At 69.8% G+C, this 24,671-nt stretch carries 21 protein-coding genes; 3 read left to right on the top strand and 18 right to left on the bottom strand.

Annotated elements, in window-relative coordinates:
* On the bottom strand, positions 1-1,884 hold the full coding sequence (locus OV207_RS08790) for a DUF4388 domain-containing protein (RefSeq protein WP_267554149.1): 1,884 nt from the start codon (positions 1,882-1,884) through the stop codon (positions 1-3).
* 65 nt (positions 1,885-1,949) lie between these two features.
* On the opposite strand from OV207_RS08790, the gene lpxB reads away from it, so the two are divergent.
* The 3 genes from lpxB (at position 1,950) to OV207_RS08775 (ending at position 4,529) form a co-directional block, all read left to right on the top strand.
* Positions 1,950-3,119, top strand: a complete 1,170-nt coding sequence (gene lpxB, locus OV207_RS08785) for a lipid-A-disaccharide synthase (RefSeq protein ID WP_267554147.1) — start codon at positions 1,950-1,952, stop codon at positions 3,117-3,119.
* Between the two features lie 62 nt (positions 3,120-3,181).
* On the top strand, positions 3,182-3,889 hold the full coding sequence (locus OV207_RS08780; RefSeq protein WP_267554146.1) for a polyprenol monophosphomannose synthase: 708 nt from the start codon (positions 3,182-3,184) through the stop codon (positions 3,887-3,889).
* A 4-nt stretch (positions 3,890-3,893) separates the two neighbouring features.
* The gene (locus OV207_RS08775) at positions 3,894-4,529 is read left to right on the top strand and encodes a MarC family protein (RefSeq protein ID WP_267554144.1); all 636 of its coding nucleotides are present in this window, start codon (positions 3,894-3,896) and stop codon (positions 4,527-4,529) included.
* Here OV207_RS08775 and OV207_RS08770 read toward each other — a convergent pair.
* From OV207_RS08770 to OV207_RS08690, 17 genes are all read right to left on the bottom strand, one after another.
* On the bottom strand, positions 4,522-4,992 hold the full coding sequence (locus tag OV207_RS08770) for a hypothetical protein (RefSeq protein WP_267554142.1): 471 nt from the start codon (positions 4,990-4,992) through the stop codon (positions 4,522-4,524). The genes OV207_RS08775 and OV207_RS08770 overlap by 8 nt on opposite strands.
* Positions 4,993-5,000: 8 nt before the next feature.
* The gene (locus OV207_RS08765) at positions 5,001-6,038 is read right to left on the bottom strand and encodes an OmpA family protein (protein ID WP_267554140.1); all 1,038 of its coding nucleotides are present in this window, start codon (positions 6,036-6,038) and stop codon (positions 5,001-5,003) included.
* A 136-nt stretch (positions 6,039-6,174) separates the two neighbouring features.
* Complete coding sequence (locus OV207_RS08760) at positions 6,175-6,978, bottom strand: LpxI family protein (RefSeq protein ID WP_267554138.1); 804 nt, start codon at positions 6,976-6,978, stop codon at positions 6,175-6,177.
* 39 nt (positions 6,979-7,017) lie between these two features.
* A complete protein-coding gene (gene lpxA / locus OV207_RS08755) occupies positions 7,018-7,794 on the bottom strand; it encodes an acyl-ACP--UDP-N-acetylglucosamine O-acyltransferase (RefSeq protein ID WP_193430607.1) in 777 nt (258 codons plus the stop codon).
* A 31-nt stretch (positions 7,795-7,825) separates the two neighbouring features.
* Complete coding sequence (gene fabZ / locus OV207_RS08750) at positions 7,826-8,296, bottom strand: 3-hydroxyacyl-ACP dehydratase FabZ (protein WP_369414599.1); 471 nt, start codon at positions 8,294-8,296, stop codon at positions 7,826-7,828.
* Positions 8,293-9,357, bottom strand: coding sequence for a UDP-3-O-(3-hydroxymyristoyl)glucosamine N-acyltransferase (gene lpxD / locus OV207_RS08745; protein WP_193430606.1), 1,065 nt, complete (start codon positions 9,355-9,357; stop codon positions 8,293-8,295). The genes fabZ and lpxD overlap by 4 nt, the downstream gene beginning before the upstream one ends.
* Positions 9,358-9,377: 20 nt before the next feature.
* Entirely contained in the window at positions 9,378-9,938 is a 561-nt protein-coding gene (locus OV207_RS08740; protein ID WP_193430605.1) for an OmpH family outer membrane protein, read from the bottom strand.
* Positions 9,939-10,051: 113 nt separating this feature from the next.
* On the bottom strand, positions 10,052-12,526 hold the full coding sequence (bamA, locus tag OV207_RS08735) for an outer membrane protein assembly factor BamA (protein WP_193430604.1): 2,475 nt from the start codon (positions 12,524-12,526) through the stop codon (positions 10,052-10,054).
* A gap of 76 nt (positions 12,527-12,602) precedes the next feature.
* Positions 12,603-13,277 carry an ABC transporter ATP-binding protein gene (locus OV207_RS08730; protein WP_267554134.1) on the bottom strand — a complete coding sequence of 225 codons (675 nt, stop codon included), beginning with the start codon at positions 13,275-13,277 and terminating at the stop codon, positions 12,603-12,605.
* A 2-nt stretch (positions 13,278-13,279) separates the two neighbouring features.
* Complete coding sequence (locus tag OV207_RS08725) at positions 13,280-15,661, bottom strand: ABC transporter permease (RefSeq protein ID WP_267554131.1); 2,382 nt, start codon at positions 15,659-15,661, stop codon at positions 13,280-13,282.
* 12 nt (positions 15,662-15,673) lie between these two features.
* Positions 15,674-17,236, bottom strand: coding sequence for a lysine--tRNA ligase (gene lysS, locus OV207_RS08720; protein WP_267554129.1), 1,563 nt, complete (start codon positions 17,234-17,236; stop codon positions 15,674-15,676).
* 109 nt (positions 17,237-17,345) lie between these two features.
* Positions 17,346-17,726, bottom strand: a complete 381-nt coding sequence (locus OV207_RS08715; protein ID WP_267554127.1) for an anti-sigma factor family protein — start codon at positions 17,724-17,726, stop codon at positions 17,346-17,348.
* Complete coding sequence (locus OV207_RS08710) at positions 17,723-18,355, bottom strand: RNA polymerase sigma factor (protein WP_193430599.1); 633 nt, start codon at positions 18,353-18,355, stop codon at positions 17,723-17,725. The genes OV207_RS08715 and OV207_RS08710 overlap by 4 nt, the downstream gene beginning before the upstream one ends.
* Positions 18,356-18,540: 185 nt before the next feature.
* A protein-coding gene (gene prfB, locus OV207_RS08705; RefSeq protein ID WP_227028123.1) for a peptide chain release factor 2 occupies positions 18,541-19,663 on the bottom strand; the annotation gives its coding sequence in 2 pieces (ribosomal slippage) (positions 18,541-19,593 and positions 19,595-19,663; 1,122 coding nt in all).
* A gap of 50 nt (positions 19,664-19,713) precedes the next feature.
* Positions 19,714-21,033: a DUF4105 domain-containing protein gene (locus OV207_RS08700; RefSeq protein WP_267554124.1), complete on the bottom strand. Its 1,320-nt coding sequence runs from the start codon at positions 21,031-21,033 to the stop codon at positions 19,714-19,716.
* 131 nt (positions 21,034-21,164) lie between these two features.
* Positions 21,165-22,046, bottom strand: coding sequence for an rRNA maturation RNase YbeY (gene ybeY, locus OV207_RS08695; protein WP_193430597.1), 882 nt, complete (start codon positions 22,044-22,046; stop codon positions 21,165-21,167).
* Entirely contained in the window at positions 22,043-24,550 is a 2,508-nt protein-coding gene (locus tag OV207_RS08690) for an HD family phosphohydrolase (protein ID WP_193430596.1), read from the bottom strand. The genes ybeY and OV207_RS08690 overlap by 4 nt, the downstream gene beginning before the upstream one ends.
* Positions 24,551-24,671 lie beyond the last annotated feature (121 nt).

Here is a 24,671-nt window from a genome sequence, read left to right as displayed (position 1 = left end):
CTACTTCACCACCTTCTGCAACGCCGCCCTCGCGAGCACCGAATACGGATTCAGCTCCAGCACCTTCATCAACTTCTTGCGCGCGAGCGGCGCGTCGTCCAGGTCGATTTCGATGATGGCCGCGATGATCTGCGCCCGCTCCAGGTACGGATCCAACGTCAGCGCCCGCTTGAGCACCTTGCGGGCCGCGAGCGCCCGCTGCATCAGCGACCCGGCGGCCCCCCGGTACGTCGCCCAGGCGAGGTACGAGTAGTACTCCGGCTCATGCGCGTTGAGGGCCACCGCCTCCTCGAAGCCCTGGATTGCCGCGCGGTAGTCGCCCCGCTTCAGCGCGGACTCGCCCCGGCGCAGCGCGATCTCCGCGTCCACGTTGATGGCGGTCGCCCGGCCCACCACCTCCTGCCGGCTGAAGAAGTACTGGAGATAGGCGCGGCGCTTCTCGTCCACGCTCAGCACCCGGTACGACGCGGACAGCTTCTCCTGCACCTGATCCAAGAGGTCGCGCAGGTCGGAGATGTCGAACTCCGCGTAGGTGTCCGGATGAAAGCGCATCGCCGTCTCGTGGTACGCGCGCTCCACCGCTTCCTTGTCCGCCGCGATGTGCAGCCCCAGCCCGCCGAAGTAGCTGCGCGTGATGATCCGCACCGCCTCCTCGCGCAGCGCCGCCGCCGTCTCCGCGGGCAAGGTCTTGCGCTTGCGCGGCGCGATGACGTCCGGCGCCGCCGCGCTCAGCACGTCCGTGCCCGAGGCCACCGGCACCGGCGAGAACGTCACCCCGCCCGTCAGCCGCAGGAACCACAGCAGCGTGTACGCCGCCCGCAGCTCCGCGCGCCCGTGCGCCAGCAGGTCCTTGAGCACGATGCGGCCATTCACCTGCATGGCCAGCTTGATGTCCTCCGTGTCCAGCGCCATCGCCTGGAGGTCCCGGCCGAAGTCCGCCGAGCGCACGGGGTATTCGTTCAGGTGCGCCCGCAGCGCCGCCGCCACCACCCGCAGCGGCATCCGCTTTCGCGCCGCGTCCAGCAGGGGCGCCAGGGCGGGCTGCTCCGCCAGGGCCACCTCCGAGGCGAACTCGTCGCCCGCGTAGAACGCGAAGCGGCCCTCGCGCATGGCCAGCACCCGGCCGAGCCGGTCCCGGGTGAAGTCGCGCAGCAGGGCCAGCAGGTCCTCGCCCGCCGCCTCCACGCCCACGTCCGCCAGCGCCGCGCCGATGCGAAGCCCCGAGGCCAGCGCCTCCAGCACCACGGGCTCCTGCGCCTCCGTGAGGATTTGACGCTCGCGCAGGAAGCGGGGCAGCCCGTCCTGCTTCGCGGACGCGTCGAAGTTCACCGGCCCGCCGCGCCGGAAGTACACGCGCCGGGACAGGTCCCGGTGGGCCACCACCAGCACGCCGTCGCGGCGCAGCCGGTAGAGCGAGTGCAGGAGCGCCGGCAGCGGGTAGCCCTTCAGGTCCCCGCCCGCCACCGAGGGGCGCGACAGCGTGGCGGAGAGGCCCGTCGGCACCACGGCCTGCGCGGCCTTCACCAGCGACTCCAGCCGGGGAACGAGTTCGCCGGGCTTGAGCGGATCCGGGATGTACGCGTTGACCTTGAGGTCCAGCACCGAGCCCACGCCGCGCGCCCGGCCCAGGTGCCCCTTGTCGATTGCCACGATGGGCACCCGCCCGCCCTGGCTGTGCCCCCGGATGAGGTGCACGACGTGCTGACCGTCCACGCGCGGCAGGTCCACGCCCAGCACCACCACGTCCGGGTTGTCCGCCGAGAAGTGCTCCAACGCCATGACGGCGTCATTCACCGCCCGCACGGTGTACCCGGCCTGGGAGAGCAGGCCCGTCAGGTGCTCGAGTGTCGGGGGGTGGCTCTCAGCGAGCAGAAGCGTCTTCAAGGGGGCCGCAGTCTACAGCCTCCCTCCCCCCGCGCATCAGGTACGATGCGGGCCTCTTGCCGCCCATGACGCAGCCGCCCTCCCCCCGCATCCTCGTCGTGGCCGGCGAGGCCTCCGGCGACACCCACGCCGCGGAGCTCGTCGCCGCCCTCCAGGCCCTGCGACCCGACCTCACCTTCTTCGGCATGGGTGGAACCCGACTGGCCGCACGGGGGGTGGAGCTCATCCACGACGCCCGCGAGGTGTCCGTCATGGGCATCACCGAGGTGCTGCCCCGCATCCCGCGCATCCTGCGGATCATGAAGGACCTGGCCCAGGCCGCCGCCGAGCGCCGCCCGGACTGCGCCATCCTGGTGGACATCCCGGACTTCAACCTGCGCCTGGCGAAGAAGCTCAAGGCCCTGGGCATCCCGGTGGCCTACTACGTGTCGCCGATGATCTGGGCCTGGCGCCGGGGCCGGGTGCGCACCATCCAGCGCCTGGTGGACCGGATGCTCTGCATCCTGCCCTTCGAGGAGGACTTCTACCGGGAGGCCGGCGTCAGCGCCCGCTACGTGGGCAGCCCCGTGCTGGAGCAGATGCCCGCCCCCGCCACCGCGCGGGAGTTCCGGCAGCGACTGGGCCTGGCGCTGGACGCCCCCACGCTCGCGCTGCTCCCGGGCAGCCGCATGGGGGAGATCCGCCGCATCCTGCCCACCCTCGTGGGGGCGGCGAAGCAGCTGTCCGCGGAGCGGCCGGGGCTCCAGGTGGTGGTGCCGGTGGCGCCCACCATCGACCGGGCGGAGATCACCTCCCGCTTCGAGGGCAGCGGCGTGACGCCGGTGCTGGTGGAGGGCCGGGCCCCGGAGGTGGTGGGGGCCAGCGACGCCGCGGTGGTGGCCTCCGGCACGGCGGTGCTGGAGGCGGGGCTGATGGAGCGCCCCCTGGTGGTCGTCTACCGCGTGTCGCTGGTGACGTACCTGGTGGGCCGGATGATGCTGAAGGTGGCCTTCGTGTCGCTCGTCAACCTGCTGGCGGGCCGGCGCGTGGTGCCGGAGCTGCTCCAGGGCGACATGACCCCGGAGCGGATCTCCGCCGAGGTGCGCCGCGTCTGGCTGCCGGGTGAGCCCCGCGACGCGATGGTCCAGGGGCTGGCCGAGGTGCGCGGACGCCTGGGCGAAGTGGGCGCGGCCCACCGGGCGGCGCAGACGGTGCTGGAGCTGCTGCCCCCGGGCCCTGCCTCCAGTAGCGGGTAACGGACGCTGCCCGCGCCGCTTCTGCTGTTCCGGCGCCGGGTTTGGGGTATGTCCGCCGGGCCATGAAGAACCGTGCGCTGGTCTGCATCCCCACCTACAACGAGCGGGACAACATCGGGCCCATCACCCAGGCGGTGCTGACGGCCGATGCTCGCGTGGACATCCTGGTCGTCGACGACAACTCGCCCGACGGGACGGGGCAGATCGCCGACGAGCTGGCCGCGAAGGACCCGCGCGTGCGCGTGCTCCACCGCGCGAAGAAGGAGGGGCTGGGCCGGGCGTACCTGGCCGCCTTCCGGTGGGCGCTCGCCGAGGGCTACACGTACATCCTGGAGATGGACGCGGACTTCAGCCACGACCCGGCCTACCTGCCCACCTTCCTGGACACCGCCGAGGGCGGCGCGGACCTGGTGCTGGGCTCGCGCTACGTGCCGGGCGGCGGCACCGTGAACTGGGGCGTGGGCCGGAAGATCATCAGCCGGGGCGGTTCGCTGTACGCGCGCAGCATCCTGGGCGTGGACGTGCGCGACCTCACCGGCGGCTTCAAGTGCTTCCACCGCCGCGTGCTGGAGACGCTCAACCTGGACGACGTGCGCAGCACCGGGTACGCGTTCCAGATTGAGTTGACCTACCGCACGCTGCGCAAGGGCTTCACCGTGCGCGAGGTGCCCATCGTCTTCGAGGACCGGCGCGTGGGGCACTCGAAGATGAACAAGAAGATCTTCGTGGAAGCGCTGGGCATGGTGTGGAAGCTGCGCTTCACCGTCTGACGCCATGACGACGGCCAGCATGGTGTCCACGTTCCTCGTGTCGCTGTCCGCCATCTTCTTCGTGGTGGACCCCATTGGCGTCGTGCCGCTGTTCCTGGCGATGACGGCCGGGGACACGAAGCAGCAGATCCGCAGCACCGCCCTGCGCGCCTGTCTGGTGGCGTGCGGGATGATGCTGTTCTTCGCCCTCTTCGGCCGCATCATCTTCCAGGTGTTCGCGGTGTCGCTGGGCGCCTTCCGCGTCGCGGGCGGCATCCTGCTGCTCATCACCTCGCTGGACATGCTGCGGGCCCGTCCGTCCTCCACCCGCACCAGCCCCTCGGAAGAGGAGGAGGGCGCGGTGAAGGAGGACGTGGCCATCGTCCCGCTGGCCATTCCCCTGCTGGCGGGGCCGGGCGCCATCGCCACCGCCATGGTGCTGATGGCGCGCAGCGGGACGTCCTTCGTGTCCGCGCTGCCGGTGGTGGCCGCCGTGGTGCTCACCTTCGTGGCGAGCTACTTCATCCTGCGCGCGTCCAGCCTGGTGCAGCGGGTGCTGCGTCAGTCCGGCGTGGCCATCCTGGAGCGCGTGTCCGGGCTCATCCTCGCCGCCATCGCGGTGCAGTTCATCGCGGACGGGGCGAAGGACCTGCTCAAATGACGTCCGCGCCGGCCACCCACACGGCGCCGTCCTTGCGCACGGTGCCCTGGGGCCGGCCATCCATGGACAGGTGCTCCGGGCTGGAGCGCTGCGCGTCGTACGCGTAGCCCCCCTGGACCTCCTGCAGGTACACCACCACCGCGTCCACGACGTTCTCCTGCACGACCTTGAACGTGGCGTCCGTGCACTGCGTGCCCTCGGAGAAGAAGCGCTCCAGTGTGGCGTCCTCCGGACGGCGAACGTAGACGACGACGGGGGCCTTCGCCTCCTTGCCCTCCGCGACGAACCGCTGGACGGCCTGGGCGGGAGCGGGCTGCCGCATCAGCGCCTGGAGGAGCGTGCACTTCTCCCCTTCCACCTCCATGCGCTGCGCGTACGGCACGGTGCGCACGCAGCCCGCCGCGCCCACGAGCCCCAGGCCCGCCACGGCGACCAACAACCGGATGCCAGGAAACCCCACCATGTCCCACCTCATGGCTTGCGCCAGCGAGGGGTGAAGGGGGCGTTCGCCAACGCCGGGTCCTCCACCGCGATGATGTACTCGGCGCGACGGTTGCCCGCCTCCGCCGTTTCGTCCGGCGTGGCCACCGCCGGGGCCTGCTCTCCGAACCCCTCGTAGAACACCGGCACCTTCAGGCCACGCTGCCGGAACCAGGCGGCGATGCTCTTCGCCCGCTTGAGTGACAGCTCCCGGTTGGCCTCCGTCGCACCCACCGTGTCGGTGTGCCCGAGCACGTACAGGCGCAGTGACGCCCAGCGGCCATACTTGTTCAACGCTTCAGTGACGGCTTTATAGGAGGCCTCCAGCTTGCCCTTCTCCGTCGGGGGGATGTCCGAGCGGCCGGAGGGAAAGCCCACCTCCTCGTGTGGCACATCCACCTGCCACGGGAAGAGGTCCACGCCCGTGTAGTAGTTCGAGGTGTCGAAGGCGCGCAGGCTGATGCGCATCACCTTGCCCTCCGCCGGCATCCACTTCACCTCCAGCGGCGTGCCCGCGGGCGCGCCCTTGAAGTCCACGTCGCCCGCGAAGGCCGTCTTGCCGGTGTCCATCAACACGGTGACCTCCGTCTTCGCCGCGGGCCGCGACAGCGTGAAGCGCACCTTGCGCGCCGCCACGTCCACGTCCTCGCGGCGCACCTCCAGCTTCAGCGGGCCGTACAGCTCCGTGTCGAAGGACAGGGGCATGGAGCCGGGTTCGGTCCCCGGGGGGAATCGCACCGTCAGCTCGCCCTCGTAGTGGAACTTCCCCTCCGGCTGCTCCAGCGCGAGCCGCCGGGTGACGCCCGGCTTGCCGCCGCCCTTGAGCTCCACCGTCTTGCCGTCGCTGCGCTTGAGCTTCACCTCGAAGCCGGCGATGGGCTCCTCAATGTGGACGAGCAGCGCGGGGACGCCCTCCCCCAGTGCCGCGCGGCCCTCCAGGGACACCCGGATGGCCTCCGCGAACGCGGGCAGGGGCAGGAGCACGAGCGCCGACAACAACACTGCGGAGGGTAGGAGTCGAACGGACATGGGCGGCGTCGGCCTCGGCGTCGCGGGGGGAGGTGGGGAGGCAACTCCAGCCCGGGGTGACGGATTCCCCAACGCTAGGCGCCCTCCCCGGCCCGGGCCAGCCCGATACGAGGGTGCCCTTCCGTAGGTAGCGGACCTACCTCACGCCGACGAGCGAGATGCCCCGCGCGGTGGCGCCCGCGAAGAGCGCGGGTGCGTCCAACAGCACCGTGCGCCCTACCTCCAGCGCCAGCACCCGGGCGCCGACTTCGTCCATGACCTCCAGGGTGCGCGGGCCCACGGCGGGCAGGTCGAAGCGCAGGTCCTGCTCCGGCTTGCAGCGCTTCACCACCACGGCGCCCGGGCCGCCCAGCTTCGCGCCCCGGCGGATGGTCTCGTCGGTGCCCTCCACGGCCTCCAGCGCGAGCACGTGGCCGTCGCGGACGACGACCGTCTGGCCCACGTCCGCCTGCCCCAGCAGCACCGCCACCTCGCGGCCCAGGGCCACGTCCTTCTCCTGGGCGGGCTTGAGCGCGGGGCCGGCCAGCAGGCCCTCCGGGCACAGCACCTCACCCAGGAAGTCCGTGGGCGCGATGATGGTGATGCCGCGCGATTCGAAGTCCGCGGCCACCGCGCGCAACAGCGCGTCGTCCCGGAAGCTGCGCAGGCGGGAGATGATGCGCACCGCGCCCAGGTCCGGCCGCGCGTCGGAGAGGGCCTTCACGCGGCCGATGCCGCCCGCCATGGCCGCCTGCTTCACGCCGGCCTGCCGGAAGACCTTCTGGATGCGGTCCACCTGGCCCACGCGCACCCAGGCGAAGTGGCCCACCTCCGCCTCGAGCGCCGGGTCCGTCTCCCCGCGGTGCGCGGCCACCACCACGTCCAGGCCCCGGGCCCGGGCGGCGCGCGCGAAGAGGAAGGGAAGCTGGCCGTTGCCCGCGATGAGCCCGATGCGCTCCACCCGTTCCCCTTTCGTGCCGTGAAGAAGGGCGTGCCGCGCCTAGCGCGTCACGCCGCGCTTGCTCTGCTCCACGAACTTCACCAGGTGCTCCACTTCCGGGTGGCTGGACAGTTCACCGCGCAGCTGCGCGAGCGCGTCCTGGAGCCCCAGCTTGGAGCGGAAGAGGATGCGGTAGGCCTCCTTCACGCGGCCAATCTGCTCCTCGGTGAAGCCGCCGCGCTCCAGGCCCACGGTGTTGAGGCCCACGAGCGTGGCGCGGTCGCCCTGCACCGTGCAGTACGGGGGCACGTCCATGGTGACCATGGAGCCACCGGAGATGAACGCGTAGCGACCCAGCCGGGTGAACTGGTGCACCGCGACGAGGCCGGAGATCTTCACCGCGTCCTCCACCACCACGTGGCCCGCGAGCGCGGCGCCATTGGCGAGGAGGACCTCGTTGCCCACTTCGCAGTCGTGCGCGATGTGGCTGTTGGCGAGCAGCAGGTTGCGGTGGCCCAGGCGCGTGGCCCCGCCGCCCGACACCGTGCCCAGGTTCACCGTGACGAACTCACGGATCTGGTTGTCGTCGCCGATGATGAGTTCGGTGTCCTCGCCCGCGTACTTCAAGTCCTGGGGCGCGGCGCCCACCGAGCAGAACTGGAAGAGGTGGTTGCGCTCACCGAGCGTCGTGCGGCCCTCGATGACGACGTGCGGCCCGATGCGCGAGCCCGCGCCGATGACGACGTGCTCACCGATGACCGAGAACGGCCCCACGACGACGGTGTCGTGGAGGCGGGCCCCCGGATGGACGACCGCGGTGGGATGAACCTGCGCCATGTCCTTCTCTCCTCAGCCGCGCGCGTCGCGCCTACGACGCCGCGCTCTCGTCGCCCTTGGCGGCCTTGTTCTTGTCCACCACCGTGGCGAGGAACTCGCCTTCCGCCACCTTCACGCCGTCCACCGTCGCCAGGCCCCGGGTCTTCCAGATGGCACCCTTGTGACGGATGACCTCGATGTCCAGTTGGAGCCTGTCCCCGGGCACCACCGGCTTGCGGAAGCGCGCATTGTCCACGCCCATCAGGTACGTCACCAGCCGCGACGGATCCATGGCTTCCGTCTTGTACGCAAGGATGGCCGTCGCCTGGGCGAGCGCTTCGAGGATCAGCACGCCCGGCATGACGGGGTGGCCCGGGAAGTGGCCGTTGAAGAAGGGCTCGTTGATGGTGACGTTCTTGTACGCCGTGAGCTTCTGGCCCGGCACGATCTCCACCACCCGGTCCACCAGGAGGAACGGGTAGCGGTGCGGCAGCAGGCTCTGGATCTCGCTGATGTCCATCATCCGCCCTTCTCCTTCTCGAGCATCTCCACCCTGCGGCGCAGGGCGCGCACTTCCTTGAGCAGGTCCGCCAGCTGCCCCGACGCGGCACTGGCACGCAGCCAGTCGCGGTGGGGGATGGCGGGACTGCCACTGACGACCTGTCCGTCCGGGACGTCATGGGCGACGCCGGACTGCGCGCCCACCTTGGCCAGGTCTCCCACGCGGATGTGGCCCACCACGCCCACCTGCCCCGCGAGCACCACGCCGGTGCCCACCTCCGCCGAACCCGACACGCCCGCCTGCGCACAGATGAGCGACAGCGGGCCCACGCGCACGTTGTGGGCGATCTGCACGAGATTGTCGAGCTTCGTGCCCCGGCCCACCACCGTTTCACCCACCGTCGCGCGGTCGATGCAGGTGCAGGCCCCCACCTCCACGTCGTCCTCGATGCGGACGATGCCCACCTGGGGAATCTTGAAGTGCTCCGGTCCCGCGTCGCCTTCGGCGTTGAAGGCGAAGCCGAACCCGTCCGCGCCCACCACCGACGAGGCGTGGAGGATGACGCGCGAGCCCACGACGCAGCGCTCGCGCACCGTGGCGTGGGGGTAGAGCACGCAGTCGTCACCCACGCGCGCGTCCTCGCCCACGTAGGCGCCGGGGTGCAGCACCGTCCGGGCGCCGACCTGGGCGCCCCTCTCCACCACCGCCCCGGCGCGCACGGACGCCTCCGGGTGCACCGTGGCCTCCGGGTGGACGTGGGCGGACGGGTGGATGCCGGCTTGCGGCCGCGCGACGGGGTGGAGCAGGGCCAGCAGCTTCGCGTACGCCAGATGCGGGTTGTGCACCCGCACCAGCGCCACGCCGTCACGGGCCTGGGTGTCCATCCCCACCAGCACGGCCGAGGCGCGGGTGGCCTCGAACTGCTTGCGGTAGCGGGGGTTGCCGTAGAACGACACCTCCCCGGGAGCTGCTTCCTCCAGCCCGTTCAGGCCGTGGACGAGCAGTCCGGGGTCGCCGAGGAGCTCACCCCGGACGTGGGCGGCGATGTCCCCCAGCCGGTGCGCGGAAGGTGCGGAGGGCACGGGGGCGGTTCCTTTGTCGCCTACTTCTTGACCGGGGCGTCCTTGGCCACCGGCGAGGACTTCTTGGCGTTGTTGTAGCTGCGCACGACCTCGTTGGAGATGTCGTACTGGCCCAGCGCGAAGACGATGCCGGAGTCGCGCTTGTCCAGCACGAAGCCCAGGCCGTCCCGCTCCGCGATGGTCGCGATGACCTGGTCGATGCGGGAGATGATGGGCTCCATCTCCTGGCGCTCCTTGTTGGCCGCCTCGGCGCGGCTGCGCTCGTACTTCTGCGCCAGCTCCATGACCTTCTTCTGGAGCTCGGTGGCCTTCTGCGTGCGGGTGGCCTCGCTCATGGCGCTGGCCTGCTTGTCGAGGAGCTCCTTCTCCTTGCGCAGCGTGTCCTGCTCCGCGTCGATCTCCTTCTGGCGGGCCTCCAGCCACTTCTGCAGGCGCAGCTTGGCGGCCTTTCCGTCGTCCACCTCCAGCAGCACGCGCTGCAGGTCGACGTAGGCCACCTTGAGGTCGGCGGCCGAAGCGGCAACCGGGAGGGCGAGCGACAGGACAGCGGCGGTGACCGCCAGGGTGCTTCGAAGCGACATGGGTTACGGCTCCTCGAAAAGGGTGCTGCAGGCTCCGACGTCCACCCCCCCGGCCTGTTCACTCCCACCTCTTGAGGAGGTGGAATGGCCGGGGAAGCCGGGGTCAATGCCTATCAGAAGAAGTTACCGATCGTGAACTCGAACAGGATGGGGTCGTCCGAAGGCCGCTTGGTCAGCGGGATGCCCCACTCGAAGCGCAGCGGCCCGATGGGCGAGAACCAGCGGAAGCCGAAGCCGGCCGAGTGGAAGAGCCCGAGGGGCAGCTTGTTCTGCCGGTCCTCGAAGAACTTCTCGTTGGAGCCGAAGGCATTTCCCGCGTCGTAGAAGAGCACGCCGCGCAGGCCGGCCTTCTCGAAGATGGGGAATTCCAGTTCGAAGTTGAAGATGAGCTGCTTGTTGCCGCCCACCCGGAACTCGGTGACGTTGGCGTCCGGGTTGTCCGCGCGAGGCACCAGGAGCGTGGGGCTGATGCTGCGCAGGTAGTAGCCGCGGATCGTGTTGATGCCGCCCACGTAGTACAGCTCGCTGATGGGCAGCGGCTTGCTGGAGTCCAGCTGCTGCACGTAGCCCATGGTGGCGTTGGTCTTGAAGACGAAGCCCAGGGGCAGCGGGAAGTACAGGCGCGAGTAGGCGGTGTACCGGTTGAAGAGGAACGTGCCGCCCAGGAAGGACGGGGCCGTCTCCACCGAGCCATAGTGGATGAAGCCGCGCGACGGGAAGAGGCGGTTGTCGCGCCGGTCGAACTGCACGGACAGGCGCAGCGCGCTGGTGGTGCCGGACTGGAACTGGTTGGCGAGCAGCACCGCGCCAATGCCCTGCCCCGCCTGCACGTCCACGTACTCCCGCGTGTAGCCCACCGTGGCCAGCACGTCGTCCACGAGCTGGCGGCCCAGGGACACGGTGCCGCCCGTGGAGTTGCGGATGAAGCCCTCGTAGTCCGCCTGCACGCGGAAGAACTCCGCGGACAGCAGGTAGTTCGTGTCGAGGAAGTACGGGTCGTAGAACGACAGCTGCACGAGCGAGCGCAGGCCGGAGATCTGCGCGGACGCGGAGACGCTCTGGCCCCAGCCGAGGAAGTTGTTCTGCGACACCTGGGCCGTGAAGATGAAGTTCTCCACGTTGGAGAAGCCCAGGCCCACCTGGAAGGTGCCGGTGGCCTTCTCCTTCACCTCCACCTGCAGCACGATGGCGTTGTCGGAGCTGCCCGGGTGCTGGGTGATCTCCACCGTCTCGAAGAAGCCCAGCGCGGTGACGCGCTCGCGGCTGCGGCGCACGGCGGTGCCGTCGTAGAGTTCTCCCTCGTAGACGCGCAGCTCGCGGCGGATGACCTTGTCGCGGGTCTTGTTGTTGCCGACGACGTCGATGCGCTCGATGTTGACGAGCGGCCCCTTCTGGATGTCGAAGGTGAGGTCCACCGTCTTGTCCTCGGCGTTGACGGACGTAACGGGGTTGATGTTGGCGTAGGCGTACCCCTTGTCGAAGTACACGTCGGAGATGGCGGAGATGTCCGTGGAGAGCTGGCCTCGGTTGAAGCGCTCCTTGGGACGCGACCTCATCAGCTTCGCCAGCTCCTCCGGCGGGCGCTCCAGGTCGCCCGCGAAGTCGATCTTCCCGATGTCGTAGGCGTCGCCTTCGACGATGTGCAGGGTGATGTAGATGTCGCGCTTGTCCGCGGACAGCTGCACGGTGGGCTTGTCCACGCGCACGTTGATGAAGCCGCGGTCGTAGTAGGCGATCTGGATGACCGCCAGGTCGCGCTGGAAGGCCTCTTCGCGGTACGTGCCCTCGCCGGTGAAGAAGGACAGGAAGCCGCCCTCACGGGTGATCATCACCGCCTTGAGCTCTTCCGGAGAGACCTTCTCCGCGCCCAGGAGGTTGATCTGCTTCACCATCACCTTCGAGTGCTCGTTGATGACGTAGACGACGTTGACCGCGGCGCCCTGCTCCACCGGGTCCAGCCGGTACGTCACCTCCGCCAGGAAGTAGCCCTTTTCGACGTACTTCTCCTGGATCTTCTTCTGCGTCGCGCGCACTGCCTCGATGTCGAGGATGGTGCCGGGCTTGAGCTCCAGTTGCTCCTTCAGGTCCTCCGCGCTGAGCTCCTCGTTGCCCTGGAGCTGCACGGCGCGGATGGTGGGGCGCTCCACGACGCGCACCACGTAGGCGAGGCCGGCGGGCAGGCGCTGGACGAGCAGCTGCACGTCCGAGAAGTAGCCCAGGGCCCAGACGGCGCGCAGGTCCTCCGACGTGCGGGGGCCGGCGAGCGCGTCACCGACCTTGGTGCGCAGGGCGCGGCGGACGGCCTCGGCCTCCACGCGGCGGTTGCCCTCCACGCGGACCTCCACCACGCGGTCCCCGGCGGACACGTTCGCGTCCTCCTCCGGGTCGCTGGCGAGGGGGGCATCGACACCGGCGTCGGTGCCCGCGTCCGGAGCGGCGACGGGGGTGGCGGCGGACGTGGACGGCGGAAGGACGGCGGGCGAGCCCGCGTCCACGTCCAGTTGGGCGTGGGCAGGGCCGGGCCAGAGCGCCCACAGGGCGACCGCCAGCAGCGGGAGCAATGACTTGCGCAGAACGGTGAGCCTCAAGTGCAGTCCGGCCAGGAAAAGGCGGGGCAATCTACGGGATGGGCCAAGGGGCCCTCAATCCAAAAGCGAGCGGCCATCAGGCCTCCGACACCTGCCCGCCGGCCAGCCGCAGGCGGCGGGGCATGGAGCGGGCGAGCGTCTCGTTGTGCGTCACGATGACGGCGGTAATCCCCAGGTCCCGGTTGACGTCCCGGAGCAGCTGGTGGATGCCCTCGCCCGTGGTGGGGTCCAGGTTGCCGGTGGGCTCGTCCGCGAGCAGCACCGCGGGCTTGAGCACCAGGGCCCGCGCGAGCGCCACGCGCTGGGCCTCGCCGCCGGACAGCTCCCCGGGGCGGTGATCCACGCGGCTGCCCAGCCCCACGCGCTCCAGCAGCTCCCGGGCGTAGGTGTAGGCCCCCGCGCGCTCCCGCCGCTGGATGAGCGCGGGCATGGCGACGTTCTCCAGCGCGGTGAACTCCGGCAGCAGGTAGTGGCTCTGGAAGACGAAGCCGATGGTGCGGTTCCGGAACTCGGCGATCTCCGCGTCGTTCATGGAGAAGACGGAGCGCCCGTCGAAGAGGACCTCTCCGGCGGCCGGGGCGTCCAGCGTGCCCAGGACGTGCAGGAAGGTGCTCTTGCCCGCGCCGGACGCGCCAACCATGGACACCAGCTCCCCGGCCTGGATGTCCAGCGACACGGCGCGCAGGATGTCAATGCGCTTGCCGTGCAGGAAGTAGCTCTTGAAGACGTTGCGGATGGACAACAGCGCCATGGCTACTCCGCCTTCAGACCTTCGACCGGTTCCACGCTGCTCGCCTTGAGGGCCGGGTAGATGGACGCCAGGTAGGTGACGAGGACCGCGATGATGACCGCCAGCGCCGTCTGGACCGGCTCGATGCGGACGGGCAGCGCGGGGATGTAATACACCTCCGGGTCCAGCTTGATGCCGACCTTCTCGATGAAGAGGCACCACGCGAGCCCGGAGAAGAGGCCCAGCAGGCCCCCGGCCACGCCAATCTGGAGTCCTTCGGCGAGGAAGATCTTCACGATGCCTCCGTCCGGGACACCCAGCGCCTTGAGGACGGAGATCTCCTTGCGCTTCTCCAGCACCAGCATGATGACCGTGGCGACGATGAGGCCCGCGGCGACGATGATGATGATGGACAGGATGATGCCCATCACCAGCTTCTCCAGGCGCAGCGCGGAGAAGAGGTTCTTGTTCATCTCGCCCCAGTCGCGCGCGCGGTAGGGGTAGCCGCCCAGCACGCGCACCACCTGGTTGGAGATGCGCCGGGCGTCGTCGATGTCCGCCACCTTCAGTTCGATGCCGGTGGCGCCCTTCACGTTGAAGAAGTCCTGCGCTTCCTTGAGCAGGATGTAGACGAACTTGGAGTCGTACTCGTACATGCCCGAGTAGAAGATGCCCGCCACCCGGAACGCGCGGCTCTTGGGGATGGGGCCCGAGGGGCTCAGCTCCGTGCCGAGCGGCGACACGACGTTCACCCGGTCTCCCACCACCACGCGCAGCGACGTGGCCAGCTCGCGGCCGACGATGATGCCCGGCAGCACCGCGGACTTCGCGGGCTTGGAGGGCTTGCCGATGATGGGGTCCTCCTCTTCCGTCGCGCTGGACTTCGCGTCCTCGTCGTCGTCGTCCCGCGCGCGGCTGGGGAGGATCTTCGCCGGCTGCTCCAGGTGGCCCAGGTCACCGCCGGGCAGGATGTTCTCCGGCAGGTCCGTCACCGAGCCCACCGAGTGCGGGTCGATGCCCTTGATGATGACGCCGTCGACGTTGCCCTCCGACGCGATCATCACCTGGTTGATGATGAAGGGCGTCTGGCCCACGACGCCGGGCACGCGCTTCACCTGCTCCATCACCTTGGAGTACTCCGGCAGCTCCCCGGCGTACTTGGACACCACCGCGTGCGCGTTGGTGCCCAGGATCTTCTTCTGGAGGTCGGCCTCGAAGCCGCTCATCACGCTGAGCACGATGATGAGCGCCATCACGCCCACGCCCACGCCGCCCACCGACAGCGCGGTCATCATCATCGTGGGGGACTGTTCGTGCAGCTTCATCCGGTGCTGCGCGGACGCGGCGGCCAGCGGATCCGCCAAGCCCAGGGACTTCACCCGCGTGCGCTCCACGGCGGCCTCCGCCCCGCGGATGATGAAGTAGATGATGAGCGGCGGGATGATGCCGAACATCAGCACCGCCAGCGCGCCCAGCAGCAGCGACGGGCGGAACACCGCCACGTGGCGACGGGCGACGAAGAGCTCGAAGCCCAGCCGCAGGTCCACCCGGCCGCTGCCCGCGGCGATGAAGCCGGTGTTGATGCCCAGCACCAGCGCCAGCACCAGCGCGGCGAAGACGAGCCAGTACCCCAGCTCCGGCCGGCCGAGCAGCCCCGCGACGTACGTCACCTCCCTGAGCCGGTAGCCCAGCGCGAGCTGGAGCGACGGCACCCGCTCCATCAGCGACAGGAGGATGGGGATGGGCAGGCCCAGGTAGAAGACGCCGATGGTGGCCTCGGGCAGCGACAGCCGCTGCGCCCGGGACGCGCCCACGAAGCCCGACGCGAAGGCCACGCCCGCGCCCACGACGAGCGCGATGGCGAAGGCGATGGTGGGCGGCAGGCTCGCGCCGCCGCCGGCGTCACGCGGCGTCACGCCCCCCAGTTCCGAGGCCCCCCCACTGGAGAGCACCGTCTGGAGCAGCAGCATCACCAGTTCGGCCAGCAGGATGCCGCCGCCGTAGGCGCCGAGCGTGCTCCAGTAGAAGTCCCGGTAGCGCGCCAGGCGCGGATACAGCGTCGAGCCGGCGGCCGGGCTGGGCCCTTCCGTGGAGGCGGGCGCGCGGCGGATGCCCGCGGCGACCAGCCCCCAGCCCGCCAGCCAGACGAGCGTCCCGGCCACGAGCATCTTGGGGCCGGCGACGGCCCCCACGGGGTTGGGGCCCAGGGCGAGCGCCCCGGCGTCGAAGGACTGCACGAGCCCGCCCCACCCGAAGAGGGAGAGGCCCAGCGCGCCGACCACCTCGGCCCACGCCTCGGAGTCGGAGATGGCCACGCCCAGGAGCGCGGCCCCCATGAGGGCCACGAGGGCACCGGCCCACAGGAGGGGCCAGCGATAGTCGGTCTGCCGTTCGGCGGGGTGCACGAGGCCTCGTGGCTACTTCGCCAGCGGCTTGAGGAGGGGGAAAAGAATCACGTCGCGGATGCTGGCGGCGTCCGTGAACAACATGGCGACGCGATCAATCCCGATGCCTTCGCCCGCCGTGGGAGGCATACCGTGTTCCAGGGCGCGGATGTAGTCCTCGTCGTAGTCCATCGTCTCCTGCTGGCCGCGCTGCTTCGCGTCCAACTGGGCCTGGAAGCGGCCCTTCTGGTCCAGCGGGTCGTTCAATTCGGAGAAGGCGTTGGCGATTTCCCGGCCAGCGACGAAGAGCTCGAAGCGATCCGTGATTTCCGGGTTCTGGTCGTTGCGGCGGGCCAGCGGCGAGACGGCGGTGGGATACTGGGTGATGAAGGTGGGATGAACCAGCGTGTGCTCGACGTGGTGCTCGAAGAGGGCGCCCACGAGCTCGCCGTGGTTCATGTTCTCCACGGCGCGGCGCTCCGACTCCGCGTGGGACGTCTTGAGCAGTTCGTGACGCAGCCGGTCCGCGTCCACCATGTCCTTGTCGGACAGGCCGGGGACCACTTCACGGATGGCCTCCGTCATGGGGATGCGCTTCCAGCCCTGGCCGAAGTCCACCGTGTGCTCGCCGTACTTCACCTTGGTGTCGCCGGTGAGGTGGCGGGAGGCCCCGGTGAGCATCTCCTCGGTGAGGTCCATCAGGTCCTCGTACGTGGCGTACGCCTGATAGAACTCCAGCATCGTGAACTCGGGGTTGTGCCGGGTGCTGATGCCTTCGTTGCGGAAGTTGCGGTTGATCTCGTAGACCCGGTCCATGCCGCCCACCACGAGCCGCTTCAGATAGAGCTCGGGCGCGATGCGCATGTAGAGGTCGATGTCGAAGGTGTTGTGGTGCGTGATGAAGGGCCGCGCGGCCGCGCCCGTCACCAGCGGGTGCATCATCGGCGTCTCCACCTCGACGAAGTCGCGCCCGTCGAGGAAGTTCCGGATGAACTTCACCAGCTTGCTGCGCGTCAAGAAGACCTGCTTCACGTCCGGGTTGGAGATGAGGTCCAGGTAGCGCTGGCGGTAGCGGATCTCCACGTCCGTCAGGCCGTGCCACTTCTCCGGCATGGGGCGCAGCGTCTTCGTGAGCGGCACGAACTTCGCGGCGGACAGCGTCAGTTCGCCCGTCTTGCTGCGGAACAGCGGGCCTTCGGCGGCGACGAAGTCACCCAGGTCGCACAGCTTGAAGACCTCGTAGAGGTCCCCCAGCGCGTCCTTCTTCACGTGCACCTGGATCTCACCGGAGCGGTCACGCAGCTTGATGAACGCGGCCTTGCCGAACGAGCGCATGGCCACGATGCGGCCAGCGACGTCGTAGACGGGGGCGTCCTTCTCCAGGTCCTCGGTGGAGTGCTTGTCGTGCGCGTCGGTGATCTGCTTCGCGACGTGCTTGGGGCGATAGCCGTTGCCGTATGGGTTGAAGCCCGCGGCGCGCCACTTGTCGGCCTTGTCCAACCGCTGCTGGTAGATCTCCTGCTCCACGTTGGAGCCGAGATCCGCCGCTTCGCCGCTCTTCACACCAGGGGGGGTCTTGTTATCGGTCTCGGCCATGACGCGCTTTCCAGAAAGGCGCGGCACGCTAGCCAAGCGGCCCCCGGGACGCAACGCATCACGGAGGGTGGCGCGCGACGGAGGTTGCCTCCCCAGAGGGTGGCGGGCCTCAGGAGGACATCAAAAGAAATGCGCCCACCGCCGCGGCCAGGAGCAGCGGGATGAGCACTTCCACGGGAAAGCGGTGATTCGCATGGGCCAGGTGCAGCCCGCGCAGGCCGAACCGGCGCTGCCGGCGGACGCGGCCCGCGACCAGCGAAGCGAGCGCGGGGGGCGCCTTTTCCCGCGCCACGGTCCGCACGCGCTGCACGGTGCGTGCGTACCGGTCCCACCCCTGGCGGCACTCCAGGCAGTCGTCCAGGTGGCTTTGCACCGCCTGGGCCTGGGGCGCGGGCAGCTCTTCGTCGGCGAGCGCCAGGAACAGGGCCCTTGCCTCACGGTGATCCAATCGCGGTTCCACGTCCGTTCCTCTCCGCTGCAGGCCGCTCATGGCTCAAACCGCCCCAGCAGGTCCGCCAGCTTCTCGCGTGCCCGGTGGAGCCGGCTCTTCACGGTCCCCTCGGGCAGCTCGGTGATGTCCACGATTTCGTCGTAGCTCAGGCCCTCGATGTCGCGCAGCGCCACCAGCATGCGCGCATCGGGTTCCAGTTGGGAGATGGCCCGCTGCACCCGGGCCCGCTCGCGCGCCGCGTCCAGGGCGGCGTCCGGCTGCGGGGGCGCGCCGCCGCCCTCGGCGATGGCCGCGGCGCTCGTCTCGTCGTATTCGTCCGAGCGGCCGCGCCCCCGGCGTTGCAGGTACTTCAGCCGGTTGAGGCAGTGGTTCTTGGTGATGCGGAACAGCCAGGTGGACAGCCGCGCGTCCTCGCGGAAGCGGCGCACGTTCTGGTGCACGCTGACGAAGATCTCCTGCACCAGGTCGTGGGCCTCCTCGCGGTCGCCCACCATGCGGAAGCAGAAGTCGTAGAGCCGGTCCTGGTGCTCGCGCACCAGCTCCTCGAAGGCCCCCGGGTCGCCACGACGCAGCCGGACGAGCAGCGCCTGCTCCTCCCGGCGCACGTCCGGGACAGCCGCGCTGGCCAGGGCCTGCTGTCCGACTTCGAGCACTCCGCCCGATGCCACCCGTGCCTCCCGGCCCTGGGCCCTCCGTCACCGGAAGAAGGGCCGCCACGCATCCTACCGCACCACCCTGCCCCGCCCCCTGACACCGGTCCGGGGAAAAGGTTCCCGGGCACGAAAAAACCCCTCCCCCGGCGCATGCTCGCCGGTGGAGGGGTGGAAGGTTTCCAGCCCGGGAGGACGAAGGGTCAGTCCGCGGGGGCGTTGCGGTTGGGGTTCTTCACGCCCAGGAGCTGCGCGGTGACGAACTCGTCCAGGTCGCCGTCCAGCACCTTGTCCACGTTGCCGGTTTCGATGCCGGTGCGCAGGTCCTTGACCATGCGGTACGGCGCCAGCACGTAGCTGCGGATCTGCGAGCCGAAGGTGATGTCCTTCTTGGCCGCCTCCGCTGCGTCGCGCTCGGCATCGCGCTTCTTCATCTCCAGCTCGTACAGGCGGCCGCGCAGAATCTGGAAGGCCATGTCCTTGTTGGCCGACTGCGAGCGCTCCGTCTGGCAGGTGATCATGATGCCCGTGGGCAGGTGCCGCAGCTGCGCCGTGGACGACGTCTTGTTGACCTTCTGGCCACCCGCGCCACTGCCGCGGATGAACTTCAGCTCGTAGTCCTTCTCCGGCAGATCGATTTGAATGCTGTCGTCGACCTCCGGGTACACGTCCACGGACGCGAAGGCCGTCTGCCGGCGGGCGTTGGCGTCGAAGGGGCTGATGCGCACGAGCCGGTGCACGCCCACCTCCGCCTTGAGGTAGCCGTAGGCGTTCTCGCCCTCGATGCGCAGCGAGACGTTCTTGAAGCCCGCCTCTTCGCCCGGCAACGCGTCGCTGATTTCGACCTTCCAGCCCTTCGTCTCGCCGTAGCGCGTGTACATGCGCATGAGCATGGCGGCCCAGTCCATGGAGTCCGTGCCGCCCGCGCCCGGGTTGATGTCCATGAAGCAGTTGCTGTGGTCCTGCGGGCCGGAGAGCATCCGCGCCAGTTCCAGCTTCGCGACCTCCGCCTCCAGCGACGCGAGCGAGCCTTCCGCTTCCTGCGCGCTCGCCTCGTCGTTCATCTCCGCCGCCAGCTCCAGCAGCGTCTGGGCGTCGTCCAGCCCGCGCAGCGTCTTGTCGAAGGCACCCACGCTGGCCTCCAGCGTGGACTTCTCCTTCAACAGCCCCTGGGCCTTGGTGTTGTCGTCCCAGAAGCCGGGCTGCGTGGAGTCACGTTCAATCAGCGCGATGCGGGACCGCTTGCGGTCCAGGTCAAAGATGCCCCCGGAGCGCGTTGAGGCGCTCCTTCAGGGCGTGGATCTTCTCCATCGAATCGTTCGCCATGGTGTTCGTCGTCCTTCGTGTTGGGAGGTTCTTGGAAGAGTCGTGCTGCTTCAGGAGGCCTTGAGCGAGGGCACCTGCGCGCCGTCACCGGTGGCCGCGGGTTCCCGGAGCGCCGCGCGGGCGCGCAGCCGGTCCAGCCAGAAGGCACCGGCCATGCCCAGCGAGATGGGCAGGATGAGCGCGATGAGCCGCCAGTTGTCCTGGTCGAACCAGGGCAGCACCTTCAGCACCACGCCCAGCGCGCCCGTCACCGCGAGGAAGCCCCACACCCACTTGAGCCGCGCGCGCGCCTTCACGCTGTTCCACGTCAGGCGCAGGCCGTACGGCACGGCCAGCAGTGTCACCGGGTTGGCGAGGAAGAGGTTCTCGTTGTGGTGCGTCACCACGTGGTCGGTGCCCACCCACATGACGACGAGCGCGAGGCCCGGGATGCCCAGCACCAGCCCCACCACCATGTTCTCCACGCCCAGGAGGATGCGCGCCGCGCGGCTGCCCCGGCGCTCCCACGCGGCGAGCCCCAGCGCGCTGCCGCCCAGGAGCACGCCCAGGGCGAGGATCCACGGGCCGAAGTCCGGCGGCGTGGCCGGCGGGCGGGGACGCGACGACAGGTAGTAGTCCCACTGCTTCTCCACCAGCGACACCGGCTGCCCATCCACGCCGGGCACCTTCAGCTCCGCCACCTGCTGCTCCAGCTCGTCCGGGAGGAAGGCCTCCTCGCGGCGGGTGATGGGCTTGTCGATGGAGTCGTTCATCATGAAGTCGAGCAGCAGGCTCATGGGCGGGTTCACCGCCGTGTAGCGCCGCGTGTGCTCGCGCAGGTTCATGCGCGCCGGGGCCCGCTCCGCCTCGCTCAGGCGGCCGCCCACGGCCGAGTCGATCATGTCGCGCAGGCGCGTCACGCAGTTGTCGCTGTAGTGCTCGTAGAGGTACTCGCGGTTCTCCGGCAGCACGTTGTCCGCCAGCCGCTTCGCCACCTTCACGCGCTGCTCGGGCGTGAGGTTGAGCTCCTGCACGCGCACGTCGCGCCCCAGCGACTTGTAGAGGCGGAAGGTGCCGTTGACGCTCGACTCGCCCACCCAGAACTCCAGGCGGCCCTTGGCGAAGCGCACCACCGTCTGGTCGTCGAAGGAGTACATCCCGTAGTTGTAGAGCCGCTGCAGCTGCCGGGCGCGGTCCTCCACCACCAGCGAGCCGTGGCCCCACCACGCGAAGACGTCATCGCCGGGGCTGAAGGTCACCAGCCAGATGGACAGGTCTTCGCCGCGGCTCTCGCCCTTGCCCCAGGGCGGCACCGAGGCGGCGCGCGCGGGAGACGTCAGCAGCAGGAGGCCAAGCAGGCTCAGGAGTGTGAGAGATGACAGGCGGGGCATCGTTCCATCCAACACACGGAAGGCGGGCCCCACCTACCTATCACGCAGCGTCCCCGACTCAACGGTCCGGACGCAGGGGGGACGGCCACCCGGGGAAAGCCCCGGGGCTTCGCAAGGCCCCGGAGCAGGCTTCAGATGAGCTTGGCCCGGCGGGCACGCGAGTCGATGGTCAGCGAGTCCGCCACCATCCCGCGCTCGCCCAGGAGCTGCTCCTCCAGGGCGGCCATGCGCTTGGCGTCGCGCGGCTTCTCATGGTCGTGCCCCAGCAGGTGCAGCAGGCCGTGCGCCAGGTAGCGGCCCATCTCCGACTCCAGCGTGCGGCCGTACTCCCGGGCCTGCCGCTTCGCCGTGTCGATGGAGATGACCACGTCGCCCAGCGGGCGCGGGCCCGGCGTCCCCTTGGGCTGATCCCCGGCGGGGAACGACAGCACGTCCGTGGCCTTGTCCTTCTGGCGCCAGGTGCGGTTGAGCCGGCGGATGGCCCGGTCCCCCACCAGCGACAGCGACAGTTCGCAGCCGGTGAGCCCCAGCCGCCGCAGGTAGTCCCGGCTCCAGGTGGTGAGCAGGCGCTCGTAGTCCTCGCCCTGCCCGTGCGCCACCTGCACCGTCACGAAGTTGTCCTGGGCCTTCGGCTTCGGCTCCGGCTTCTCGATGTGCGCCAGCTCCACGCGGAACGCCGGCGCGCAGATGGACCAGTAGTCGCACGCGCCCTGCGAGTCGTTGCGGTACACGACGCGCTTGCCGCGCGGCACGAGCCCCACCTCGCCAGCGCCAATGCGCTCGCGCTTGCCGTCCACGACGATGGTGAGCTCGCCCGTGAGGACGAGCACCACCTCGTCGAACTCCGGCGTCTGCGCCGGTTCGCTCCACCCCGGGGGCGCCCGCATGCGCGCCACCGACGCGGACTCCGTCTCCGTGCTGGCCGCGCCGACGAACTCCTCGATGCGCTTGCCGTCGTCGCGGGGAATCACCTTGCCCTTGCGAAGCTTCACGCCCTCCACCTTGCGGCTCATGACATGCCCGCCGTTCTCACCTTCGTGTCCTTCGACTCGGCCTTCGCGGGGGCCGGCGCCATCATCAGCGGCGAGCTGGACTTGCCGCCACCCATCGCACCCGCCGGGTACACCGGACGCGTGTGGTAGATGCCCTCCAGCGTGTGCAGGAAGGACTGGGAGATGAGGTTCAAGTCCTTGAGCGTCAAGTCGCACTCGTCCAGCTGACCCTCGGAGAAGATGATGTTGATGATCTTCTGCACCTGCGCGTGGAGCTTCGCGCTGGTGGGGTCCGGCATGGAGCGGGTGGAGGCCTCCACCGCGTCGGCGATCATCACCAGCGCCGCCTCGCGGAACTGCGGCTTGGGCCCCGGGTAGCGATAGATGCTCTCGTCGATGGGCGGCGCGCCTTCCTTGCCCTCCTGCTCCTTGAGGGCCTTGTGGTAGAAGAAGCCCACCGTGCGCGTGCCGTGGTGCTGGGGGATGGCGTCCGCCACCAGCTTGGGCAGCCGGTACTGCCGGGCCATCTCCAGGCCCTCCGTCACGTGGCGCTTGATGATGACCGCGCTCATCGCGGGCGCGAGCCCGTCGTGCCGGTTCTCCCCCTTCTGGTTCTCCCCGAAGTAGAGCGGATTCCGACCCTTGCCGATGTCGTGGTAGTACGCGCACGAGCGCGCCAGCAGCGGGTTCGCGCCGATGGTCTCCGCCGCGTTCTCCACCAGCGTCCCGATGATGATGGAGTGGTGGTACGTGCCGGGCGCCTGGACGATGAGCTCCTTGAGCGCCGGGTGGTTCAGGTTCGCCAGCTCCAGCAGCTTGATGTCCGACGCGTAGCCGAACGTGGCCTCGATGAGCGGCGTCAGCGCCATCACCATCACCGGCACGGCCAGCGCCGTGCCGAAGAACGCGCACAGCGCCGTGACGAGCGTGTCACCCGCCAGCCCCTTGCCCTCCACGAGGAACAGGAACAGCACCGCGACCAGGTTGGCGATGCCGGTGATGAAGCCCGCGCGGAAGATGCCCACGCGGTCCTTCGCCTTGACGATGCGATCCGCCGCCACCAGCGAGCCCACCAGCGTGTAGATGCCGAAGGCCAGCGAGTTGCCCAGCATCACGCCCGCGAGGCACGCGAACACCATGGCGAAGAAGAGCGCCAGCTCCTGCGTGAGGATGAAGCGCACCAGCATCGCGCCCGCCGCCACCGGGAAGGCGTAATAGAAGGCCTCGATGGGCAGCGCCGTGTAGCGGTCCTGCACCGCGTCCGCGATGGACACCCACACCTGGAGCAGCCCCAGCAGGCCCACCAGCAGGAGGCCCAGCAGCATGCCGTCCTTGCGCGTGGGGCGGAAGCGCCGGAAGGCCGCGCGGCAGAAGCCGTAGAAGGCCACCACCAGCAGGGACACCAGGCCCGTGCCGCCCACCTGGAGCTGCAGGAGGTCCAGCCGGTCCGTCTGCGCCCGCATCCCGCGCAGCATCACCAGGTGCGTTTCGTTGACGAGCTCCCCGTCGCCGATGACGCGCTGGCCCTTCTTGATGGAGATGACCGCGTCCTTCACCGCGTCGCCCGCGAGCCTGCGGCGCAGGTCCGTCTCCGCGATGTTGATGGTCAGGCTGGGGCGCACCAGCCGCTTGGCGATGCGCAGCACCGCGCGGCGCTGGACGGCGGGGGACTCCGGCATCACGTTGCCCGGCACGGAGGCGAACCGGTCCAGCTCCTGGTGCGCTTCGCGCATGTCCACCACCTGCGCGGCGGCGGCGGGCAGCGAGTCCTCGTTCTTGTGCTGCACATCGCGCACGGTGAGGCCCTGCGGGGCTTCCCGCACCAGCTCGTCGCGCGAGCTGGCCACGTACACCTGGCCCCGGTCGGCGCGGTAGGCGCGGTCCAGCAGCACCAGGGTGGCGGACTCGGCCTCCCCGGAGAAGCCGTTGGCGACGAGCGCCTGGAAGTCCTCGCCCTCCAGGCCCGCGTCACGCTGGCCGAAGAGCTGCTCCTGGAACTGGGCCTGCATCTCCTCGCGGTCGCGGCGCTGGCGCTCCAGGGCCTCGGGGGTGGGCGGCACCGGACGGCGGCGCTTGGCGGCGCCCTCTTCCGGGGTGGCCTCCTCGGCGCGCGCTTCCTTCTCTTCCTCCAGGTGCTCGCGGGCGGTGGCGAAGGCGGCGCGCACGGACGCGCGCAGGTTGCCCACCACGGCAGGATTCAGGTCGTACACCGGGCGCACCGCGCTGCGGGCCTCGCGGCGGCGCTGCTGCGTCATCGACTGGTGCACGATGTCGTAGTCGCGCGCGGCCTTGAAGCCGGCGGGCGAGTTGGCCCGGAAGGGCTTGCCCAGGTTCTCCTCCGTCAGCGCGGGGATCTGCTGGCTGTAGAGGCCCGGGGAGATGACGAAGCCCGCGCCCACCGACACCACGAGCAGCAGCAGGCCCTGGACGATGCGCCGGCCCCAATCCCCACGTCCGAGCCCCAGACGCACCGCGAGCGCGTCCAGCGGACTGGGCCCGGGGGCTGGTGATTCAGGATCGGCCATGGGGGGACTCCTCACCCTGGAAAAGCGTCAAAGGCTCCATAGAAGGCAGCAGCGACGCGGAAAATTCGTGAGGGTGGGACAGCCGCCGCCCGGACGCCAGTTCGCTCTCCAAAAAATGACA

This window comes from Corallococcus sp. BB11-1 (assembly GCF_026626625.1).
In the GTDB taxonomy this organism is placed as follows: Bacteria; Myxococcota; Myxococcia; order Myxococcales; family Myxococcaceae; genus Corallococcus; species Corallococcus soli.
This window is presented reverse-complemented; position numbering and strand designations above follow the sequence as displayed.

Excerpts from the sequence above, each read along its gene's own strand:
- OV207_RS08765 (WP_267554140.1), bottom strand. The coding sequence starts at position 6,038 with ATGTCCGTTCGACTCCTACCCTCCGCAGTGTTGTTGTCGGCGCTCGTG.
- OV207_RS08740 (WP_193430605.1), bottom strand. The coding sequence starts at position 9,938 with ATGTCGCTTCGAAGCACCCTGGCGGTCACCGCCGCTGTCCTGTCGCTC.
- fabZ (WP_369414599.1), bottom strand. The coding sequence starts at position 8,296 with ATGATGGACATCAGCGAGATCCAGAGCCTGCTGCCGCACCGCTACCCG.
- lysS (WP_267554129.1), bottom strand. The coding sequence starts at position 17,236 with ATGGCCGAGACCGATAACAAGACCCCCCCTGGTGTGAAGAGCGGCGAA.
- OV207_RS08690 (WP_193430596.1), bottom strand. The coding sequence starts at position 24,550 with ATGGCCGATCCTGAATCACCAGCCCCCGGGCCCAGTCCGCTGGACGCG.
- lpxB (WP_267554147.1), top strand. The coding sequence starts at position 1,950 with ATGACGCAGCCGCCCTCCCCCCGCATCCTCGTCGTGGCCGGCGAGGCC.
- OV207_RS08770 (WP_267554142.1), bottom strand. The coding sequence starts at position 4,992 with ATGGTGGGGTTTCCTGGCATCCGGTTGTTGGTCGCCGTGGCGGGCCTG.
- lpxA (WP_193430607.1), bottom strand. The coding sequence starts at position 7,794 with ATGGCGCAGGTTCATCCCACCGCGGTCGTCCATCCGGGGGCCCGCCTC.
- OV207_RS08700 (WP_267554124.1), bottom strand. The coding sequence starts at position 21,033 with ATGCCCCGCCTGTCATCTCTCACACTCCTGAGCCTGCTTGGCCTCCTG.
- OV207_RS08715 (WP_267554127.1), bottom strand. The coding sequence starts at position 17,726 with ATGAGCGGCCTGCAGCGGAGAGGAACGGACGTGGAACCGCGATTGGAT.
- OV207_RS08780 (WP_267554146.1), top strand. The coding sequence starts at position 3,182 with ATGAAGAACCGTGCGCTGGTCTGCATCCCCACCTACAACGAGCGGGAC.
- ybeY (WP_193430597.1), bottom strand. The coding sequence starts at position 22,046 with ATGAGCCGCAAGGTGGAGGGCGTGAAGCTTCGCAAGGGCAAGGTGATT.
- OV207_RS08775 (WP_267554144.1), top strand. The coding sequence starts at position 3,894 with ATGACGACGGCCAGCATGGTGTCCACGTTCCTCGTGTCGCTGTCCGCC.
- OV207_RS08730 (WP_267554134.1), bottom strand. The coding sequence starts at position 13,277 with ATGGCGCTGTTGTCCATCCGCAACGTCTTCAAGAGCTACTTCCTGCAC.